General features: G+C 42.4%; 18 protein-coding genes, 1 other RNA gene and 1 other annotated feature. Of the genes, 17 read left to right on the top strand and 2 right to left on the bottom strand.

Annotated features, from left to right (window positions below; translation table 11 throughout):
- The first annotated feature begins 37 nt into the window (after positions 1-37).
- The 8 genes from N521_RS09040 to dtd all read left to right on the top strand — a co-directional run bounded on the left by N521_RS09040 (position 38) and on the right by dtd (position 9514).
- Complete coding sequence (locus tag N521_RS09040; RefSeq protein WP_003216788.1) at positions 38-334, top strand: post-transcriptional regulator; 297 nt, start codon at positions 38-40, stop codon at positions 332-334.
- A gap of 41 nt (positions 335-375) precedes the next feature.
- Complete coding sequence (gene secDF, locus N521_RS09035; protein WP_017358118.1) at positions 376-2604, top strand: protein translocase subunit SecDF; 2229 nt, start codon at positions 376-378, stop codon at positions 2602-2604.
- A 199-nt stretch (positions 2605-2803) separates the two neighbouring features.
- Positions 2804-3292: a cation:proton antiporter regulatory subunit gene (locus tag N521_RS09030; RefSeq protein WP_008342734.1), complete on the top strand. Its 489-nt coding sequence runs from the start codon at positions 2804-2806 to the stop codon at positions 3290-3292.
- A 99-nt stretch (positions 3293-3391) separates the two neighbouring features.
- Positions 3392-3748 carry a LapA family protein gene (locus tag N521_RS09025; RefSeq protein ID WP_017358117.1) on the top strand — a complete coding sequence of 119 codons (357 nt, stop codon included), beginning with the start codon at positions 3392-3394 and terminating at the stop codon, positions 3746-3748.
- 81 nt (positions 3749-3829) lie between these two features.
- Complete coding sequence (recJ, locus tag N521_RS09020) at positions 3830-6163, top strand: single-stranded-DNA-specific exonuclease RecJ (protein WP_035390967.1); 2334 nt, start codon at positions 3830-3832, stop codon at positions 6161-6163.
- 23 nt (positions 6164-6186) lie between these two features.
- A complete protein-coding gene (locus N521_RS09015; protein ID WP_008342729.1) occupies positions 6187-6699 on the top strand; it encodes an adenine phosphoribosyltransferase in 513 nt (170 codons plus the stop codon).
- A gap of 142 nt (positions 6700-6841) precedes the next feature.
- A complete protein-coding gene (locus N521_RS09010; RefSeq protein WP_008342726.1) occupies positions 6842-9052 on the top strand; it encodes a RelA/SpoT family protein in 2211 nt (736 codons plus the stop codon).
- 18 nt (positions 9053-9070) lie between these two features.
- On the top strand, positions 9071-9514 hold the full coding sequence (gene dtd / locus N521_RS09005) for a D-aminoacyl-tRNA deacylase (RefSeq protein WP_035390966.1): 444 nt from the start codon (positions 9071-9073) through the stop codon (positions 9512-9514).
- A gap of 97 nt (positions 9515-9611) precedes the next feature.
- Here the strand turns inward: dtd and N521_RS09000 are convergent, their stop codons facing one another.
- A complete protein-coding gene (locus N521_RS09000; protein WP_035390964.1) occupies positions 9612-11192 on the bottom strand; it encodes an N-acetylmuramoyl-L-alanine amidase family protein in 1581 nt (526 codons plus the stop codon).
- Positions 11193-11329: 137 nt separating this feature from the next.
- On the opposite strand from N521_RS09000, the gene N521_RS19665 reads away from it, so the two are divergent.
- The 5 genes from N521_RS19665 (at position 11330) to N521_RS08985 (ending at position 16058) form a co-directional block, all read left to right on the top strand.
- Positions 11330-11500, top strand: a complete 171-nt coding sequence (locus N521_RS19665) for a YrzK family protein (protein WP_003216250.1) — start codon at positions 11330-11332, stop codon at positions 11498-11500.
- Positions 11501-11558: 58 nt separating this feature from the next.
- Positions 11559-11798: a binding site (T-box leader), on the top strand.
- Between the two features lie 73 nt (positions 11799-11871).
- Entirely contained in the window at positions 11872-13146 is a 1275-nt protein-coding gene (gene hisS, locus N521_RS08995) for a histidine--tRNA ligase (protein ID WP_008342721.1), read from the top strand.
- Positions 13147-13164: 18 nt separating this feature from the next.
- Positions 13165-14943 (top strand): aspartate--tRNA ligase, encoded by a 1779-nt coding sequence (gene aspS, locus N521_RS08990; protein WP_035391010.1) that lies wholly within the window; start codon positions 13165-13167, stop codon positions 14941-14943.
- Between the two features lie 77 nt (positions 14944-15020).
- Positions 15021-15201: non-coding RNA, 6S RNA (gene ssrS, locus N521_RS19190), on the top strand.
- Positions 15202-15293: 92 nt separating this feature from the next.
- Positions 15294-16058, top strand: coding sequence for a tRNA threonylcarbamoyladenosine dehydratase (locus N521_RS08985; RefSeq protein WP_008342718.1), 765 nt, complete (start codon positions 15294-15296; stop codon positions 16056-16058).
- Positions 16059-16090: 32 nt separating this feature from the next.
- On the opposite strand, the gene N521_RS08980 is transcribed toward N521_RS08985, so the two are convergent.
- Complete coding sequence (locus N521_RS08980; RefSeq protein WP_017358110.1) at positions 16091-17356, bottom strand: replication-associated recombination protein A; 1266 nt, start codon at positions 17354-17356, stop codon at positions 16091-16093.
- A 206-nt stretch (positions 17357-17562) separates the two neighbouring features.
- Between N521_RS08980 and cymR the strand changes: the two genes are divergently transcribed.
- The 4 genes from cymR to N521_RS08960 all read left to right on the top strand — a co-directional run bounded on the left by cymR (position 17563) and on the right by N521_RS08960 (position 21071).
- Positions 17563-17982 carry a cysteine metabolism transcriptional regulator CymR gene (gene cymR, locus N521_RS08975; protein WP_008342713.1) on the top strand — a complete coding sequence of 140 codons (420 nt, stop codon included), beginning with the start codon at positions 17563-17565 and terminating at the stop codon, positions 17980-17982.
- Positions 17983-18000: 18 nt separating this feature from the next.
- Entirely contained in the window at positions 18001-19143 is a 1143-nt protein-coding gene (locus N521_RS08970) for a cysteine desulfurase family protein (protein ID WP_035390962.1), read from the top strand.
- A gap of 94 nt (positions 19144-19237) precedes the next feature.
- Complete coding sequence (gene mnmA / locus N521_RS08965) at positions 19238-20356, top strand: tRNA 2-thiouridine(34) synthase MnmA (protein ID WP_008342709.1); 1119 nt, start codon at positions 19238-19240, stop codon at positions 20354-20356.
- 61 nt (positions 20357-20417) lie between these two features.
- On the top strand, positions 20418-21071 hold the full coding sequence (locus N521_RS08960; protein WP_008342707.1) for a tetratricopeptide repeat protein: 654 nt from the start codon (positions 20418-20420) through the stop codon (positions 21069-21071).
- Positions 21072-21079: the final 8 nt, after the last annotated feature.

Here is a 21079-nt window from a genome sequence, read left to right as displayed (position 1 = left end):
GTCTCTCGATAAAAAACTGAAAAGGGGGAGCCTCACATTGACACAACATCCGGCTGCTATATACAAAGACCATTTAAAGCCTTTTCTGTTCAGTAAGCTTGAAGAATTCATCGTTTTGGGCTATAAAGATGTAGATTTAGAGGAATTATGGTCATACTTAGAGAATAAGAAGTGGAAGAAAAAACAAGAGTATCCGATTCATGAAATGGTTGCAGATATTTTATCTGTGAAAATTGGCGAATTTATGAACTATGCAACCGTTCAGTCGTTTAAAACGTCTGCTTTTTTGGACAGTGAAGATGGCAAGAATATGCTGGACGAACTGTTGAAATAAGCCATCTAAATGGATTCAGGTGTTTAAGGAGGAAATACATAATGAAAAAAGGGCGCATACTTGCGTTTTTCTTAGTGGTTCTGTTAATCGGAACTGGTGTGGGCTTATTAACGAAGCCCGTTGCGAAAGATATGACGCTAGGGCTGGACTTACAAGGTGGATTTGAAGTTCTGTATGATGTACACCCAGTGAAAAAAGAAGACAAGATCACAAATGGTGTTCTCGTCAGTACAGTAGAGGCTTTAAACCGAAGAGCCAACGTGCTTGGCGTCAGTGAGCCGAACATTTCGATTGAAGGAAACAACCGTATCCGCGTACAGCTTGCGGGTGTAAAAGATCAAAACAGAGCACGGGAGATTCTATCGACTGAAGCACAGCTTTCCTTCAGAGATACGAATGACAAAGAACTCCTAAACGGATCTGATCTTGTTGAAAATGGTGCAAAACAAACATTCAATCAAACGAATGAGCCGATCGTGACAGTCAAACTAAAGGATGCGAAAAAGTTTGGTGACGTGACAAAAAAAGTAGCGGCGATGGCACCAAACAATCAGCTTGTCATTTGGCTTGATTATCATAAGGGAGATTCCTTCAAAAAAGAAGTCTCTAAATCAAATCATAAGTATGTATCTGCGCCGAATGTAAACCAAGAAATTAACAGCAGTGACGTACAAATCGAAGGAAACTTTACGGTTCAAGAGGCAAAAGACCTTGCGAGCATTTTAAATGCCGGCGCATTGCCAGTAAAATTAACCGAAAAATATTCAACATCTGTAAGTGCACAGTTTGGTGAGCAAGCACTAAACGAAACAGTCTTCGCAGGAATTGTAGGAATCGCATTTATCTTCTTATTCATGCTGTTTTATTACCGATTGCCAGGTCTTGTTGCTGTCATTACACTGTCAGCTTATATCTATATCACGCTGCAAGTCTTTGACTGGATGGGTGCGGTCATGACACTTCCTGGAATCGCTGCATTGATTCTTGGGGTAGGGATGGCTGTTGATGCCAATATTATTACGTATGAACGGATTAAAGAAGAGCTCAAGCTCGGTAAATCTGTCCGTTCTGCTTTCAGATCGGGTAACCGCAGATCATTTGCCACGATCTTTGATGCAAACTTAACAAGTATCATTGCCGGAGGGGTTCTGTTCTTCTTTGGAACAAGCTCTGTCAAAGGATTTGCAACTATGCTTATCCTATCGATTTTGACAAGCTTTATCACGGCTGTCTTCCTATCAAGATTCCTTCTTGGATTACTTGTAGAAAGCCGTTATCTCGACCGCAGAAAAGGTTGGTTTGGGGTTCGTCAGAAAGACATTATTGATATTCATGAAACAACTGAAAATACTGAACCGAAAACACCATTTGATAAATGGGATTTCGTCAGCAAACGTAAAGGCTTTATGATTTTCTCAGCAGCCATTACCATTGCTGGAATCATTGTGCTGTCGATCTTCAAGCTCAATGCAGGTATTGACTTTGCAAGTGGTACTAGAGTTGATATTCAAAGTGACCATAAACTGTCAACAGAACAGGTGGAGCAAGATTTTAAAAAGCTAGACCTTGAGACAGACAGTGTTGTGTTATCGGGTCAAAAAGAAAATCAAGCAGCAGCTCGATTTGTCGGTGTTCCGAATAAAGAAAAAATCGCTGAAGTGAAAGATTACTTCAAAGATAAATATGGAACGGAGCCTAACGTAAGTACAGTGTCTCCGACGGTTGGAAAAGAGCTTGCGCGTAACGCATTATACGCTGTCATCATTGCTTCTATCGGGATTATCTTATATGTATCCGTCCGATTTGAGTATAAAATGGCGATTGCAGCGATTGTCTCTCTGCTATACGACGCATTCTTTATCGTTGCCTTCTTTAGCATTACGCGTTTAGAGGTGGATGTCACCTTCATTGCAGCGATACTCACGGTCATCGGGTACTCAATCAATGACACGATTGTCACCTTCGACAGGGTGCGTGAGCAAATGAAGAAACGCAAACCGAAAACGATCGAAGATTTATCGTACATTGTGAATTTAAGTTTACAGCAAACCTTTACGCGTTCTGTGAACACCGTGCTCACCGTACTTGTTGTGGTGATTGCACTTCTCATTTTCGGTTCAGCATCTATTACAAACTTCTCCATCGCCTTACTTGTCGGACTATTAACAGGGGTGTATTCATCCCTTTACATTGCGGCACAAATTTGGCTGATATGGAAAGGTCGTGAGCTGAAAAAGCCGGCTAAAATCGACACAGAACAAGATATTTAAACGGAAAGACTGCCAGCTTGGCAGTCTTTTTTTCATGCATCATACTTGTCATCGTCACAACAATAAGATGATATGTAAAAACATTTCGGGTTTCATTGATCTTGAAATGGTCTTTTGCTATAATGACATACGTTTAGATCAGTATAGAAAGCAAATGTCCGTTTGGGGCATTTGGCTTTTATTCATTGGAGGGGCTGTTATGAAGGTTCGGGAAACTGAACTGCCAGGTATCGGTCACAAAGCCGAAATGATCACAAGAAATAATGAGAAACTTGCCATTATCACTCATGATGACGGCAGAAGAGAGATGTATCATTTTCAAGAAGATGATCACGAAGAATGTATTTCTGGTATCTTGCTTAGCGATGAAGAAGCAAGACAAATCTCGGCTATTTTAGGCGGCATGGTCTATAAACCAAAAGCGCTTGAGACAGTGGAGGTGGCCATTGATGAACTCATCATTGAATGGTTTAAGATTGAAAAGAACGCACCGGCTGTTAACCAGACGATCGGAGACCTGAGTGTTCGCCAAAACTATCAAGTAACAGTCATCGCCATTGTGAGAAAATCACATGAGAAAATTTTAAATCCAGGACCAGATACGGTGATTGAAGAAGGAGACACCCTTGTCATCTCTGGAGAAAGAAAAGAATTAAAGAGCCTCATTAAAGAAAAACTCAGCAGCTAAGCGCCCATGCTGATAGAAAAACTTCCGCCATGTTCTTTCGGTGTTTAAAAAGGACAAGAAAGAGGGAAGAATAAAAGAAAAAGCTTGGGGGATTTGTAGATGAATAAACAACAATGGACCATCATACTCGCATTTATTTTCGTATTAATTGTCTCAGTATTTGCTGTTATTAACGTGCGGCCTGTACAGGTAGACTACTTATTTGGAACGGCTGAATGGCCGCTGATCCTTGTCATTATCGGTTCTGTTCTTATGGGCGGACTCATTGTGGCTTTTGCGGGGATTTTCCAAATTATGAAACTAAAACGTGAATTAAAAACATTAAAAGCTGAACATGCAGCCGCTAAAGCAAGCCCTGCTTCTTCTCATAAAAAGGCGGACAAAGACGTTCAAAAGAAAACGAATGTCACACCTTTAAAAGAACAGCCAGCGTCTTTTGACCGGAAGGAAAAATAATCTTCCAGTACAATTTCATAAAATAAAAATTGAAACCCCTTAGTCCACTCTAGTATAATAGTGTGGTTGAGGGGTGAATTTATGTTATTATCCAAAATGCGCTGGGAATATGAACATCCTAGCGAAGAAAAAGTGAAATCACTCTCTGAAAATCTGAATATTTCAGCGCTGACTGCATCACTTCTTGTACAAAGAGGGCTCGAAGAAGTAGAAGAAGCGAGGTCTTTTTTATTTGATCAAAAAGCCGAATTTCATGATCCATTCTTATTAAAAGGAATGAAAGAAGCAGTAGAGCGCATCAACAAAGCGATCGAAGAGCAGGAATCGATTGTGATCTTCGGAGATTATGATGCAGATGGTGTGACAAGTACGTCTGTACTTTTACATACACTTAAAGAACGATCTGCGAAGGTAGACTTTTATATTCCAGATCGATTTAAAGAAGGATATGGGCCAAACGAACAGGCTTTCCGATATATCAAAGAGCAAGGAGCATCGCTTGTCATCACTGTGGATACAGGGATCGCTGCTGTAAATGAAGCACGTATTGCAAAAGAAATAGGATTAGACCTGATCATCACAGATCACCATGAACCAAGCGAGGAACTGCCTGAGGCACTTGCGATTGTACATCCTAAGCAGCCTGGGTGTGAGTATCCGTTTAAAGAGCTGGCGGGTGTCGGTGTTGCGTTTAAAGTGGCACATGCACTCCTCGGTAAACTCCCAGTAGAATTATTAGATCTTGCTGCAATCGGTACCATTGCGGATCTTGTCCCGCTGCATGATGAAAATAGATGGATTGCCAAAAAAGGTCTTATGCAGCTTCGACAGTCTAGACGGCCTGGGTTAAAAGCGTTATTAAAAGAAGCAGGCGCCACTCTTGAAGAAGCAAATGAGGAAACAGTCGGCTTTCAAATTGCGCCAAGGCTGAATGCTGTTGGACGAATTGAGCAGGCAGATCCGGCTGTTCATCTTCTCATGACTGAGGATATGGATGAAGCAGAAGAACTCGCTCGTTTTGTACAAGAATTGAACAAAGAACGGCAGAAAATTGTGAGTACGATCACGGAAGAAGCCATTCAAATGGTCGAAGAGACAGGTGCTGACCAGTCTGCTATCGTCGTAGCAAAAGCTGGCTGGAATCCAGGCGTTGTCGGCATTGTTGCCTCAAAATTGACGGATACATTTTCTCGTCCGGCGATTGTGCTTGGAATAGATGAAGAAACGCAGATGGCGAAAGGGTCAGCTCGAAGTATTCCTGGCTTTGATTTATTTTTCCATTTGAGCAAGTGCCGTGACATCCTGCCGCATTTCGGTGGACACCCGATGGCAGCAGGAATGACACTTCAAGCGGATGATGTTCCTTTACTTAGGGAAAGATTGAATCAATATGCAAATGAAACGTTGACAGAAGAAGATTTCATTCCAATTCAACGGGTCGATGCAGTATGTAAAGTGGACGAAATGACGGTGCAAGCCATTGAAGAAGTGGGACTGCTGTCCCCGTTTGGCATGCAGAATCCTAAGCCGTTCATTATGATTGAAGACGCCCAGCTTGAAGACATCCGAACGATCGGGGCCAATCAAAATCACATTAAAATGTCACTAAAAGACGAAGACAAGCTGCTCGACTGTGTCGGTTTTCACCAAGGCAAACTAAAAGAAGAACTTGTCCCAGGGAGTCAAATCTCTGTCGTTGGCGAGGTCTCGATTAATGAATGGAATAACCGAAAGAAACCTCAGCTCATGCTAAAAGACGCTAGAGTCGATGAATGGCAGCTGTTTGATTTACGCGGGAAAAAAGATTGGGAAAAGAAAGTATCAACACTTGATCCAGCAAAAACAATGGTCTTCTGTTTTGACGAAGAAACAAAAAAGCAATCGGAGCTGGTGGATATTCCGATTCACCTTATTGATGCAGAAAATGTATCCACGTTTGATGTGCAGGAAAAGTATGTGATCTTTGCCGATGTTCCTGCCGATGAACACTTGCTCAAGCTGCTTTTAGAAAATCAACAACCAGCAAGAATTTATACGGTGTTTCAGCGGAAAGAAGATCACTTTATGTCCTCATTCCCGAGCCGTGATCAATTCAAATGGTTCTATGGGTTCTTGTTCAAACGGGGAAGTTTTCCTATTAAAGAACAAGGCATGGAGCTTGCCAAACATAGAGGTTGGACAAAAGATACAATCATTTTTATGACAAAGGTGTTTTTTGAACTCGGTTTTGTTAAAATAGAGAATGGTGTGCTGTCAATAGTGCGTGATGCCCCTAAAAAAGATTTAACCGCATCATCGTCTTATACAGCAAAACAACGATTGATGGAACTCGATCAAACACTAACATATTCCTCAGCCAAAGAGCTGAAGGAATGGCTGAATAGCATGATGAGCGAAGTCTCACCTGTGCTTTGACGTACGAGGAGGAAAAGGAAAAGATGGATTTAAAACAATATGTGACAGTTGTACCTGACTACCCAAAGGAAGGTGTACAATTTAAAGATATTACAACGTTAATGGATAAAGGCGAAGTGTACCGTTATGCAACGGATCAAATCGTTGAATACGCGAAGGAAAGAGACATTGATCTCATTGTTGGACCTGAAGCGCGTGGATTCATTATTGGCTGCCCTGTAGCATACGCACTTGGTGTAGGTTTTGCCCCAGTTCGTAAAGAAGGAAAGCTTCCTCGTGAAGTCATCAAAGTCGATTACGGTTTGGAATACGGTAAAGATGTATTAACGATTCATAAAGATGCAATTCGTCCTGGTCAGCGTGTACTGATCACAGATGATTTGCTTGCGACAGGTGGAACGATTGAAGCATCCATCAAGCTGGTTGAGGAATTAGGCGGCGTTGTGGCAGGGATTGCATTTTTAATTGAGCTGACGTATCTTGATGGCAGAAAGAAGCTTGACGGTTACGACATCTTGACGTTAATGCAATACTAATGGAGTTTTACGCAAAAAGCACTCAGTAAGAAGGGTGCTTTTTTCCTATCAAAAATCTTTTAGCGGACTTCTTCTCTTTACATCTATCGAATTTTTCTTGATAATAAACTACAATACAGTTTTCATTTAAAAAGGTGATTCCATGGCGAACGAACAAGTTTTAACGGCGCAGCAGGTCATTGATAAGGCAAGAGAATACCTGTCCGCTGAACATATTCAATTTATAGAGCGTGCATACGAATATGCTGAAAATGCTCACAAGGAGCAATACCGGAAATCCGGTGAGCCCTATATTATCCATCCTATTCAAGTGGCGGGAATTCTTGTTGATCTTGAAATGGACCCTTCGACCATTGCTGGCGGCTTCTTGCATGATGTTGTCGAAGACACGGATGTGACATTAGAAGATTTAAAAGAGCATTTTAACGAAGAAGTAGCCATGCTTGTTGATGGTGTGACAAAGCTCGGAAAGATTAAATATAAATCACAAGAAGAACAACAGGCTGAAAACCATCGTAAAATGTTTGTTGCAATGGCGCAGGATATTCGCGTCATCTTAATTAAGCTGGCAGACCGTCTTCACAATATGAGAACACTCAAACACCTTCCGCAGGAAAAGCAGCGAAGAATTTCAAATGAAACCCTTGAAATCTTTGCACCGCTTGCGCACAGATTAGGGATTTCAAAGATTAAGTGGGAGCTTGAAGATACAGCCCTCCGCTATTTAAATCCGCAGCAATACTACCGAATTGTGAATCTCATGAAGCGTAAACGAGCGGAACGTGAGGAATACTTGGACGAGGTTGTCAATGAAGTGAAAGACCGCGTGTCTGAAGTGAACATTAAGGCTGAATTCTCCGGCAGACCGAAACATATTTATAGTATTTATCGCAAAATGGTCATGCAAAATAAGCAGTTTAATGAAATATATGATTTGCTGGCTGTACGTATTTTGGTTGACAGCATTAAAGACTGCTATGCGGTACTTGGTATTATTCATACATGCTGGAAGCCGATGCCAGGCAGATTTAAGGATTATATTGCGATGCCAAAGCCGAACATGTATCAGTCTCTTCATACAACGGTGATTGGTCCAAAAGGGGACCCGCTTGAAGTTCAGATTCGTACAGTGGAAATGCACGAAATTGCGGAATACGGAATTGCGGCACACTGGGCGTATAAAGAAGGCAAAGAGTCAGCAGAATCGACAGAAGAAGCCGTTTTCCAGAAGAAGCTGTCTTGGTTTAGAGAAATCCTTGAATTCCAAAATGAATCCACAGATGCGGAAGAATTTATGGAATCGTTAAAAATCGATCTCTTCTCTGATATGGTGTTTGTATTTACACCAAAAGGTGACGTCATCGAGCTGCCGTCTGGTTCCGTACCAATTGATTTCTCATACCGGATTCATTCGGAAATTGGGAATAAAACAATCGGAGCCAAAGTCAACGGTAAAATGGTCACACTTGATCATAAGCTAAAAACAGGTGACATTATTGAAATTCTGACATCTAAGCATAGCTATGGACCAAGCCAGGATTGGGTCAAACTTGCCCAAACCTCCCAAGCGAAGCACAAGATCAGACAGTTTTTCAAGAAACAGCGCCGTGAAGAAAATGTCGAAAAAGGCCGAGAACTTGTGGAGAAAGAAATCAAAAACCTTGAGTTCGATGTCAAAGACATTTTGACCGCTGAAAATCTGCAAAAAGTGGCCGATAAGTTTAATTTCTCAAATGAAGAGGACATGTATGCAGCTGTCGGTTATAACGGAATTACGGCACTCCAAGTGGCGAATCGTTTAACGGAAAAAGAAAGAAAGCAAAGAGATCAGGAAGAACAAGAGAAAACCGTTCAAGAAGTGTCTGTAGAGTCAAAACCATATCACGGGAAAAAACGAGAAGCTGGCGTGCGAGTGAAAGGCATTGATAACTTGCTTGTCCGTTTATCTAAGTGTTGTAATCCTGTTCCTGGTGATAGCATTGTTGGTTTTATTACAAAAGGCCGTGGCGTATCTGTTCACCGTGATGACTGTCCGAACGTGAAGACAGGAGAAGCGCAGGAACGGTTAATCCCGGTTGAGTGGGAGCATGAACAGCCTGCTCGAAACCGTAAAGAATACAATGTGGAAATTGAAATATTAGGATATGACAGACGCGGCTTACTTAATGAGGTGCTTCAAGCAGTCAACGAAACCAAAACGAACATCTCGTCGGTTTCTGGTAAGTCTGATCGTAACAAAGTGGCGACGATCCATATGGCGATCTTTATCCAAAATATTAACCATTTGCACAAAGTGGTAGAACGCATTAAACAAATCAAAGACATTTACTCTGTTCGCCGATTCATGAATTAGAAAGGAAGTATATCGTCTATGAGGCTTGTTGTTCAGCGTGTGACGAGTGCATCTGTGAAAGTAGAAGAAGAGATCACAGGTGCCATCAATGAAGGCTATATGGTGCTCGTTGGGGTTACACATGAAGACACAGAAGAAGATGTGCATTACTTAGCTGAAAAGCTCGCACACTTGCGTATTTTTGAAGATGAAAACGGGAAAATGAATCATTCTTTGTTAGATGTAAAAGGAAGTGTACTGTCTGTGTCTCAATTTACCCTTTATGGTGATACGAGAAAAGGCAGACGGCCGAACTTTATGAAAGCTGCCAAGCCAGATGCTGCGAACGCCCTTTACGAATGTTTCAATAAAGCCCTTAGAGAAAAAGGCATTCATGTAGAAACTGGCCGCTTTGGTGCGATGATGGATGTGTCATTGACCAACTCAGGACCCGTCACCATCTGGATGGATAGCAAAGAATAGATTCACTTTAGACTGTAGATAAACTCTTGCTGAGAGTTTGTTTAGAGTCTTTTTCTTTTGCGATCAAACAAAAAAGAGGCGCAGCGGCCTCTTTTTTCTATCGGAAATATTGTTTTAATCCTTCTGTCATTCCTTCTGTCACTCGTTCTTGGTAAGAGGCGCTATAAATGATCGCTTCTTCTTGAGGATTGCTTAAATAGCCGAGTTCATATAAAAGGGAAGGGCGCTTGTTTTCTCTTAAAACAAAATAATCTCCAAATTTGACTCCTTTATCAGGGATCTGTGATCGTTTTGCGACTTCCGTATGAACGCTTGTCGCCAGGCTTTGATCTTTGGATGCCTGATAATAATATGCGGTGCTCCCTCTGATACTTGGGTCCATAAAACTATCATAATGAAGACTAATAAATGCATCTGCATTTCGGTAATGTGAAGTGGCAACCCTCGATTGAAGGCTGATGAATGTATCATCACTTCTTGTTAAATAGACATTTGCTCCAGAAGCTCTTAACTTACCCGCCAGCAAATGAGCGGTTTTGATCGTGATATTCTTTTCAAATGCACCGTCTGCGCCGATCGTGCCGCTGTCTTTTCCGCCATGCCCAGGATCAAGAACAATTGTTTTGCCTTTTAAAGATCCAGTGCCAGACGATGAATCCTGCTGAGGTCTTGGTGCTTCGCTGCTATTTTTCTTTGTTTGAACGACCCAGCTCGCCACGTAGCCTGTTCCGCCGTTTGATAATGTCACCTCGTACCAGTCACCTTGTGTACGAACAATTTGATAAGCAGCTCCTTTTGTTGCTCTTTCTGCAATTCCAGCAGAGGTAGAAGCGCTTTTTCTAATATTCGTTCCATCATAAACGATGTACGCTTTCTGATGAGATGACGAAGAGGAAGAATTCTTTTCAGGTGCTGCACTTGTTCCTTGGTTTGAGACAATATAATAACTTGCAACCCAACCTTTAACGCCTTTTGCTTCGATTTCATACCAGCCATTTTGCTCCCGTAAAATGGTGACTTGAGTGTTGCGGGAAAGTGAAGCGGCCACTTGTGCATTTGGTGCCGCCGATTTTCGAACATTCAAGCTTGATACGCCAACTGTGCCGGACTGTTTAGAACGAGCGGGCTCAGCTGAACTGGATGAAGAAGCGTTTTGTCCGCCAGAAATATAATCAGAGTGGACCCAGCCTTCCGCTTGTTTGTACGATATTTTTGTCCATTCGCCGCTTGTGTCCAGCTTTTTAGCGGAAGCGCCCTGCGGAAAAGTGCCAATGACTTGATAGGAAGTCCCTGGGCCTGTCCGAATGCGAAGGTCGGAGGCTGTTGACGTAATCGAACTGCTTCCTTGCGTACTTTGACCTTGCGTCTTTTGCTTAGCAGGCTTTTGTGCATCAGATGACTTAGTAATCAGCCATGAGACGACCCAGCCTTTTTGTCCGTTCGATAGCCCGATCTGTACCCATTCTCCTTGTTCAGTGAGAATCGGGTAGCTTTCTCCTCGTTTCACAACTGCTGCGATCCCGTAGCTTAAACCAGGTCCGGTTCGCACATTGATTTCATCTGTTGCAACGACAGCTTGATCTGTTTGAGCCGTCGCATGTGTCATTGGCCAAGTGCTGGCAATGAGGACAAAACAGGTGAGCAGCAACATCATGTGATGGTGTGTTTTCAGATTCAAAACGGTGTTTTCCCCTCCCTTGTAAAACCGATGAATGTTAATTCGTTATGTAATGGATGAATTCCTTGCGGTTTCCCTAATAAAAATGAATCAATCTGTTTATACTAGATAAAAATGTGATAAAAGGATGTACAAACATGAGATTAAGCAGAAAATTAGGACGAGTGCAATATAATGGACATCGTGATATCGATCGCTGGCAGCACGACGAAATGGATCAACCAGGCTTCCTTGAAGAAACGGCATCTGAATACGGATGCACGTCAAAAGAAGAGCTGGAAAAGAAAAAGAGACACGGCAAGGGTTGACAGAGTGGCAGCACCGACCTTATTATAATATAAATCAACACACTTGAAAATTTAAAATGTGGAACTGATGATAGAGAATAGTAGGGTAAATTGCGTGAGCAGAGAGGAATCGCCTTAGGCTGAAAGCGAATCCGCATGGCATTTATCACGAAAGAACACTCTGTAGGTTTCCTGCTGAACACTCAAAAAATGAGTCATTAGGCGGAGAACGTGAATCTGCGTTAAGGATTTGAGCGGGAACATGGCTAGATCATGTTCCAACTAGGGTGGCACCACGGGTATAACTCTCGTCCCTACTATACACATAGTAGAGGCGGGGGTTTTTTATATGTCCACATAAAAAATGAATGATGGTCGTAGGAGGACGAAAAATGAGTTTTAATATTCCAAGAGGCACACAGGATATTTTACCGGGAGAATCAGAACGCTGGCAGTATGTTGAACAAATTGCGAGAGATACATGTGCAGCCTTTCAATACAAAGAAATCCGCACACCGATTTTTGAGCATACGGAACTGTTTGCACGAGGAGTAGGCGAGTCAACAGATATCGTTCAAAAAGAGATGTACACATTTGAAGACAAAAAAGGACGTAGCATCACACTTCGCCCAGAAGGAACAGCTTCAACTGTCCGTTCTTATGTTGAAAATAAACTGTTTGCACAGCCTGCACAGCCTACAAAGCTGTACTACATTGGACCAATGTTCCGCTATGAGCGTCCGCAAACGGGAAGATATCGTCAATTTTATCAATTCGGAATTGAAGCGATCGGTTCAAAAGATCCTGCCATTGATGCAGAGGTCATTTCATTAGCGATGAGTGTGTATGAGAAAGCGGGTCTTTCCAACTTAAAACTCGTCATTAACAGCCTTGGTGACAAAGAAAGCCGTGCAGATTACCGTCAAGCACTTGTCGAGCATTTTGAACCAAGAATTGATGAATTCTGTCATGACTGCCAAATTCGCTTGCATCAAAATCCATTGCGTATTCTTGATTGTAAAAAGGACCGCGACCACGAACTGATGGCAACGGCACCATCCATTCAAGATTACTTAAATGAAGAATCACGGACTTATTTTGAAAAAGTAAAACAATATTTAACCGATCTAGGCATTGAATATGTCGTCGATCCGAACTTAGTGCGTGGTCTTGATTATTACAATCACACTGCCTTTGAGATTATGAGTAATGCAGAAGGCTTTGGCGCGATCACAACATTAGCCGGCGGCGGCCGTTATGATGGACTCGTTGAAGGAATTGGCGGTCCTGAATCACCAGGTATCGGCTTTGCGATGAGTATTGAACGTTTCCTATCAGCGATTGATGCAGAGAAGATTGAGCTTCCTGTTCAAGACGGCATTGATTTATACATTGCGGCATTAGGAGATCAAGCAAAAGATTATGCTGTTGGCTTATTGAATCGCCTAAGAAAAGAAGGCATTTCAAGTGAAATGGACTATACAGGGAAAAAGCTAAAAGCACAATTTAAAGCCGCAGACCGCTTGAAAGCCAAGTTTATTGCAGTTCTTGGTGAAGATGAGCTCGCGCAGCAAATTGTAAACGTAAAAGATACGACAACGGGTGAACAAATTGAAGTGAAGCTTGATGAGCTGATTCAAATGATGAAAGCCCACCAGAAAGCGTAAAGAAGGAGTGGAATGTTTGTGTTTGGTAGAACTTTTTATTGTGGAGAAGTAACAGAAGACCAAATCGGTCAAACCGTTGTATTAAAAGGATGGGTACAAAAACGTCGTGACCTTGGCGGATTAATCTTTATTGACCTGCGTGATCGTACAGGCATTGTGCAAGTTGTCTTTCATCCAGACCAATCAAAAGAGGCTCTTGAGACAGCAGAATCGATTCGGAATGAATATGTCCTTGATATTAAAGGGACAGTGGTCGCAAGAGAAGAAGCCACGATCAACCCAAATTTAAAAACAGGCAAAATTGAAATTCAAGTCGACACAGTCACTGTTTTAAATGAAGCCAAGACGCCTCCATTTGTCATTTCTGATCAAGCAGATGAGGTATCAGAAGATGTGCGCTTAAAATACCGCTACCTAGATCTTCGCCGCCCTGCGATGTTTGAAACGATGAAAATGCGACATGAAGTCACAAAAGCATTCCGCCATTTCTTAGATGATCACGGCTTTCTAGACATTGAAACGCCAATTTTAACAAAAAGTACGCCAGAAGGTGCACGTGACTATCTTGTGCCAAGCCGTGTACACGAAGGAGAATTCTATGCGCTGCCGCAGTCTCCGCAATTATTTAAGCAATTGCTCATGGTGTCTGGGATGGACCGCTACTATCAAATCGCTCGCTGCTTTAGAGATGAAGACTTACGTGCTGACCGTCAGCCGGAATTTACACAAGTCGATATTGAAATGTCCTTTATGAGTCAAGAAGACATCATGACGCTTGCTGAAGAGATGATGGCAAAGGTGATGAAAGATGTCAAAGGTGTTGACCTGACATTGCCATTACCTCGTATGACGTATGATGAAGCGATGAATTCCTATGGTTCTGACAAGCCAGATACCCGATTTGACATGAAGCTTGTCAACATTTCAGACACGGTAAAAGACTCAGATTTCAAAGTCTTCAGCGGTGCTGTAAACAATGGTGGAGCTGTCAAAGCCATTAATGTCAAAGGGGCTGCAGCAAACTACTCAAGAAAAGACATCGATGCACTTGGTGCATTTGCAGCGAACTATGGTGCAAAAGGTCTTGCTTGGCTAAAAGCTGAAGGGACAGAGTTAAAAGGACCAATCGCTAAATTCTTTGATGAGTCAAAACAAGCAGAATTAAAAGAACAGCTTCAAGTTGAAGAAGGCGACCTTTTACTTTTTGTTGCAGATAAGACGTCTGTGGTCCATGATGCGCTTGGCGCACTTCGTTTAAAACTTGGCAAAGAGCTTAAACTCATCGATGAGTCTGTCTTCAATTTCTTATGGGTTGTCGATTGGCCGCTGCTTGAAAAAGATGAAGAAGAAGGTCGCTTCTATGCTGCCCACCATCCTTTCACAATGCCAGTTCGGGATGATCTTGAATTAATTGAAACAAGTCCAGAAGATATGAAAGCTCAAGCGTATGATCTTGTGCTGAACGGCTATGAGCTTGGCGGAGGTTCTATTCGTATTTTTGAAAAGGACATTCAAGAGAAAATGTTTGGTTTACTTGGCTTTTCTAAAGAAGAAGCGTACGATCAGTTCGGCTTCCTTCTTGATGCATTTGAGCATGGTGTGCCTCCGCACGGCGGAATTGCGCTTGGACTTGACCGCCTAGTGATGCTGCTTGCCGGCCGATCTAACCTAAGAGATACCATTGCGTTCCCGAAAACGGCAAGTGCAAGCTGTGTTCTCACAGATGCTCCTGGCACTGTAAGCACAGCGCAGCTAGATGAACTGAGTTTGGCGATTAAAACAAAAGTAAAACAGTAAAATAGGCGCATGTTTATAGGCATGTAAACGCTTGTAAAAGGGACATGCCTATGATATGCTTTCATCAACTAATAAATAAAGTCCTGATACGTACGGTGGTTACCTAGTTTTGACCGAACATTTTTTTCTACGGGAGCTTGCCTTTCCTTTCTGCATAAATGCCTCTTCTGAGGACTTATAAAGTGAGGAAGAAAGCACCCACCTGCATGGTGCGGGGTTCAAAACGAAGGAAAAGCTGGCGGCGTGATCGGGACTTTTTTGTGTTTTTTTCTATTTGAGAAGGATGACGGAGAATGCTGAATATGATATGATTCTTTCGATTCATTTTAAATAAAGGTGGAGTGAGGCACTTGTTACATCAGTTTTCAAGAAACGAGCTTGCCATTGGCAAGGAAGGCTTAAATATATTAAAAAACAGTACAGTTGCAGTGCTTGGAGTAGGCGGCGTAGGTTCTTTTGCAGTAGAAGCCCTTGCTCGTTCAGGTGTTGGCCGTATTGTTCTTGTTGATAAAGATGATATTGATATTACAAATGTAAATAGGCAGCTGCCAGCTTTGCTATCAACGGTTGGTCAGCCTAAAGTTGACTTAATGCAGGCAAGAATTGCTGACATTAACCCAGAATGTGAAGTTGTTGCGCTCAAAATGTTCTATACAGAAGAAACATATGAACAATTCTTTGAGTATCCACTTGATTATGTCATTGATGCATCAGATACAATTCATTATAAAATTCATTTAATGAAAGAGTGCCTGAAACGCGATGTGAACATTATTTCGAGTATGGGTGCTGCAAATAAAACAGATCCGACACGTTTTAAAATTGATGACATCTCGAAAACACATACAGACCCAATTGCGAAAGTCGTCAGAACACGCCTGCGGAAGGAAGGCATTCGTAAGGGAATTGAAGTTATTTTCTCTGATGAAAGTCCGATTGTCATTCGTGAAGATGTGAGAAAAGAAGTGGGAAATGATGAAGCGAAAATTCGTAAGGCACAAATGCCGCCGTCATCCAATGCTTTTGTTCCATCTGTGGCTGGACTGATCATGGGTGGTCATGTCATTATGAAACTGTTAAAAGACATTCCGATTACACGTGTGAAAGATAAATAAACAGCCCGCCTGCTTAGAGCAGGGGGCTTTTTTTATTTTTGCCGTCTTAAATTTTCGTACACTTGCTTTAGTGCACCTTCAAATTTTCCAGTTTGCTTTGGTTCATAATATTGCTTGTTTTTCAGCGGGTCAGGTAAATATTGCTGCTTCACCCAGCCATTTTCATAATCGTGCGGATATAAGTAATCGGCGCCTCTTCCAAGTGCTGCTGCCCCTTTATAGTGGGCATCTTTTAAATGAACGGGAACTTCACCCATTTTCCCCGTGCGAATATCATGCAATGCCGCATCAATCGCTTGGTAAGCGGAGTTTGACTTTGGAGAAAGACACAGTTCAATCACGGCATTAGCGAGTGGAATTCGTGCTTCTGGGAAACCAACTCTCTCAGCTGTTTGAACAGCGCTTAACACACGTGGCCCTGCCTGCGGACTGGCTAAGCCAATATCTTCATAAGCCATCACAAGTAATCGTCTCGAAATGCTTTCAAGGTCTCCCGCTTCAATGAGTCTTGCAAGGTAATGTAGCGCAGCATCTGCGTCAGATCCTCTGATGGATTTTTGAAAAGCCGAGAGGACATCATAATGGGCATCACCGTTTTTATCATGCGAGAAGCTCTTTTTTTGTAAACATTCTTCTGCTGCAGCTAGAGTGATCGTGATCTGTCCAGATTCATCCGCTTTTGTCGATAAGACGGCTAGTTCAAGCGCATTTAAAGCGGAACGCACATCTCCTCCGCATCCATTTGCAAAATGATTCATTGCCTCCTCATCAACTTTGACCGAATAACCGCCAAGCCCGCGATGTTCATCCTGTAAAGCTCGAGATAATGCAGCTTTGATTTGCTCTGTTTCCAGCGGCTTCAGCTCAAATATTTGTGTCCGGCTACGGATGGCTGGGTTGATCGCATGATACGGATTAGCTGTTGTCGCGCCAATTAAAATGATCATGCCATTTTCTAAATACGGAAGAAGGAAATCCTGCTTCCCTTTATCGAGTCTGTGGACTTCGTCTAAAATCAAGATGACTTGACCACTCATTTTCGCTTCAGCGGCGACAGCTTCCATATCTTTTTTGTTATGAATCACCGCATTCAATGTACGGAAGGCAATGCTTGTACTGCCAGCGATTGCAGTTGCAATGGATGTTTTGCCGATTCCCGGCGGCCCGTATAAAATCATCGAGGACAAATGTTTCGCCTCGACCATTCGTCTAATAATTTGACCTTCTCCAACGAGATGCTCCTGCCCAATAATGTCTCCAATATGACTTGGGCGCATCCGATACGCTAAAGGTTTCATGATTATCTCTCCTAAAGCAATGTCTTGTTTGTATAGAGTACCGAAATTTCTTCAAATAGAAAAGGGATGCGTCCTCGTTTTGAGCTCAGAACCCGCAAATGAAAGTTGGCTAAAAGTATGATATAATTGCTTTTGGTCTATATAAGCGTATATGAAATCAGAAAAAAATTGATGACATAGAAATAGAAAACGCAGAGGTGTTTAACTTGAAAATTTCTACTAAAGGCAGATATGGTCTGACGATCATGATCGAATTAGCCAAAAAACATGGCGAAGGCCCTACATCATTAAAATCAATCGCTCAAAACAATGATTTGTCTGAGCATTATTTAGAGCAGCTTGTATCACCACTTCGCAATGCTCGTCTTGTGAAAAGTATCCGCGGAGCGTATGGTGGCTATGTGCTTGCCCATGAGCCAAACGAGATTACAGCCGGTGATATTATTCGAGTATTAGAAGGACCTATTAGTCCTGTTGAAGTGATCGAAAACGAAGAGCCAGCAAAGCGTGCACTTTGGATTCGTATTCGTGATGCAGTAAAAGACGTACTAGACAATACAACTCTTGAAGACTTGGCAAGCTATAAAGATGACGAGGATCAAGAGGCGTATATGTTCTATATTTAGATCAGAGGTGTACCGGAAATGGAACGTATCTATTTAGATCATGCAGCCACAACGCCGATGGATCAGCGAATTGTGGACAAGATGATGCCTTACTTTACAGAGATATTTGGCAATCCCTCTAGTATTCATTCATATGGACGCGAGGCAAGAAAGTGGCTCGATGAAGCAAGGGAAGTCATTGCAGGAGAATTACACTGTAAGCAGCAGGAGATCATCCTCACAAGCGGGGGAACAGAGGCAGACAACTTGGCCATTACAGGTGTGGCAATGGCAAGGCAGCATGAAGGAAAACATATCATCACAACAAAAACTGAGCATCATGCAGTGCTGCATACATGCGAACGCTTAGAGAAGCTTGGTTTTGATGTGACGTATTTAGATGTGGATCACACTGGATTGATTCATCTTGATCAATTAAAACAAGCATTAAGAGACGATACAATTCTGGTGACCATCATGTACGGCAATAATGAAACAGGTGTGATCCAGCCAATCAAAGAAATTGGTCAACTTTTGCATGATCACGCTGCTCATTTTCATACAGACGCTGTACAGGCATTTGGGACAATATCAATTGATGTCACAGAACTTCATATCGACCTCTTATCTGCGTCCGGTCATAAACTAAATGGCCCGATGGGAACTGGTTTTTTATACGTGAATGAGCGTGTGAAACTTTCTCCGCAGCTATTTGGAGGAGAACAAGAAAGAAAACGCCGTGCTGGCACTGAAAATGTGGCGGGCATCATTGGGCTTGCAGAAGCAGTTCAATTAACAAAGCAAAATAGAAGAGAAAAAGCAGTGCATTATGGTAAGCTCAAAGAAGCGATGCTGCAAGTATTCGAAGAGGAATCACTCAATTTCTCTATCAATGGACATCCGAAAGAGACATTGCCGCATATTTTAAATGTCCACTTCCCGGGCGTTTCCATTGAATCGTTACTTGTGAACTTAGATATGGAAGGGATTGCTGTTTCAAGCGGGTCAGCATGTACGGCTGGATCTGTCCTTCCTTCGCACGTATTAAGCGCCATGTATGGTGAAGAAGCAAAAGAGCTGACATCCTCAGTCAGAATAAGCTTCGGTCTTGGAAATGAAGAGGAACATGTGAAGCAGGCGGCTCGTAAGATAGCGGCTGTCGTGAAACGCCTAGCCAAATAAATGCTCCCTTTTGTTCGTGTGTGAAAAATGAAACAGCTAGGCACCTGAAGAACGAAACGCGCACGTTGTTTCATTGAAATTGGAGTTGATGAAGATGACAAAAAGACCTGAAGACACAAGAGTTGTGGTCGGTATGTCCGGAGGCGTCGATTCATCAGTTGCTGCGCTCATGTTAAAGGAGCAAGGCTATGATGTGATCGGCATATTTATGAAAAACTGGGATGACACAGATGAAAATGGTGTATGTACAGCAACGGAGGACTATGAGGATGTCATTCGTGTTTGTAACCAGATTGGAATCCCATATTATGCAGTGAATTTCGAGAAACAGTATTGGGACAAAGTGTTTCAATATTTTCTTGATGAATATAAAGCAGGCAGAACGCCGAACCCAGATGTCATGTGTAACAAAGAAATTAAGTTCAAAGCATTTCTTGAGCATGCATTGTCGCTTGGAGCGGATTATTTGGCAACAGGCCACTATGCCCGTGTCGACAGAACCGGCGATGAAGTGAAAATGCTAAGAGGTCTTGATACAAACAAAGACCAAACTTATTTCTTGAATCAGCTGACTCAAGAACAGCTTGATAAAGTGTTGTTCCCAATCGGCGATTTAGAGAAAAAAAGAGTGCGTGAATTAGCGAAAGAAGCAGAGCTCGCAACAGCAACGAAAAAAGATTCTACGGGCATCTGCTTTATTGGGGAAAGAAACTTTAAAACATTCCTCAGCCAATATTTGCCTGCACAGCCCGGTGTGATGCAGACAATGGACGGAGAAGTAAAAGGTGAACATGATGGACTCATGTATTACACGATCGGTCAACGCCAAGGACTTGGCATTGGCGGAAGCGGTGATCCGTGGTTCGTTGTTGGGAAGGACTTAGAGAAAAATATCTTATTTGTTGAACAAGGCTTCCACAATCCGCTTTTATACTCTGAAAGTATTTCAGCTGTGAACATCAGCTGGACTCGTCCTCATATTGTCGGCGAAAACGGTGAACTCACATGCACAGCGAAATTCCGATACCGTCAAGAAGATCATCATGTAAAAGTCAAAATGACAGGTGAGCAGGAAGCAATGGTGATCTTTGATGAACCCGTTCGTGCTGTCACTCCAGGACAAGCTGTTGTTTTTTATGATGGCGAAGAATGTCTTGGCGGCGGGACCATTGACGATGTCTTTAAAGATGGCCAAAAGCTGTCGTATGTGTAACATGTGTTAAAAACCTCAACGTCGCTGTTGAGGTTTTTTAATGAAAGGATGAAGAGAGCGAATGAATCATAACGAAATCGGTATTGAAGCTTTAAATCAAGGGAACATCGAACAGGCAGCTGAAGCTTTTACGAAAGCCATTGAAGAAAGCCCAAAGGACCCGGTTCCATATATTAATTTTGCGAATTTACTTTCAAGCGTTCATGAATTTGAACGTGCTTTAAACTTCTTTCAAAAAGCCATTGAACTTGATCATACAGCAGCTGCAGCCTATTACGGAGCAGGAAATGTCTATACGATGAAAGAAGACTTTATGAAAGCGAAAGACTATTTTGAGCAAGCGCTACAAGCTGGAATGGAAAACAGTGATTTGTTTTATATGTTAGGGCAGACACTGATGAAATTAGAGCAGCCAAAGCTTGCGATGCCTTATCTTCAGCGTGCAGTTGAGCTAAACGAAGAAGATAACGAAGCAAGATTTCAATTTGGCATGTGCTTAGCGAATGAACATCTGCTGGAGGAAGCGGTCGCAGTCTTTACTGAAGTGATTACGCGAGATCCGCAGCATGCAGACGCCTTTTATAATGCAGGCGTTGCGTATGCGTATTTAGAAAAAAAAGATGAAGCGCTTGAAATGCTAGGAAAAGCCATTGACGTGCAACCTGATCATATGCTTGCATTGCATGCGCAAAAGCTGATTCAAGAGGCAGAATAACCGGAAGG

Origin of the sequence: Bacillus sp. UNC125MFCrub1.1, from assembly GCF_000701305.1 — a bacterium.
Classification (GTDB): Bacteria; Bacillota; Bacilli; order Bacillales; family Bacillaceae; genus Bacillus; species Bacillus altitudinis.
The sequence above is the reverse complement of the archived record's forward strand: the minus strand, read 5'-3'. Positions and strand labels throughout refer to the sequence as shown.

Coding starts and splice junctions, on each gene's coding strand:
- N521_RS08960 (WP_008342707.1), top strand. CDS start 20,418: ATGAATCATAACGAAATCGGTATTGAAGCTTTAAATCAAGGGAACATC.
- mnmA (WP_008342709.1), top strand. CDS start 19,238: ATGACAAAAAGACCTGAAGACACAAGAGTTGTGGTCGGTATGTCCGGA.
- N521_RS09025 (WP_017358117.1), top strand. CDS start 3,392: ATGAATAAACAACAATGGACCATCATACTCGCATTTATTTTCGTATTA.
- dtd (WP_035390966.1), top strand. CDS start 9,071: ATGAGGCTTGTTGTTCAGCGTGTGACGAGTGCATCTGTGAAAGTAGAA.
- N521_RS09010 (WP_008342726.1), top strand. CDS start 6,842: ATGGCGAACGAACAAGTTTTAACGGCGCAGCAGGTCATTGATAAGGCA.
- N521_RS09015 (WP_008342729.1), top strand. CDS start 6,187: ATGGATTTAAAACAATATGTGACAGTTGTACCTGACTACCCAAAGGAA.
- recJ (WP_035390967.1), top strand. CDS start 3,830: ATGTTATTATCCAAAATGCGCTGGGAATATGAACATCCTAGCGAAGAA.
- N521_RS08980 (WP_017358110.1), bottom strand. CDS start 17,356: ATGAAACCTTTAGCGTATCGGATGCGCCCAAGTCATATTGGAGACATT.
- N521_RS19665 (WP_003216250.1), top strand. CDS start 11,330: ATGAGATTAAGCAGAAAATTAGGACGAGTGCAATATAATGGACATCGT.
- secDF (WP_017358118.1), top strand. CDS start 376: ATGAAAAAAGGGCGCATACTTGCGTTTTTCTTAGTGGTTCTGTTAATC.
- hisS (WP_008342721.1), top strand. CDS start 11,872: ATGAGTTTTAATATTCCAAGAGGCACACAGGATATTTTACCGGGAGAA.
- N521_RS09030 (WP_008342734.1), top strand. CDS start 2,804: ATGAAGGTTCGGGAAACTGAACTGCCAGGTATCGGTCACAAAGCCGAA.
- N521_RS08970 (WP_035390962.1), top strand. CDS start 18,001: ATGGAACGTATCTATTTAGATCATGCAGCCACAACGCCGATGGATCAG.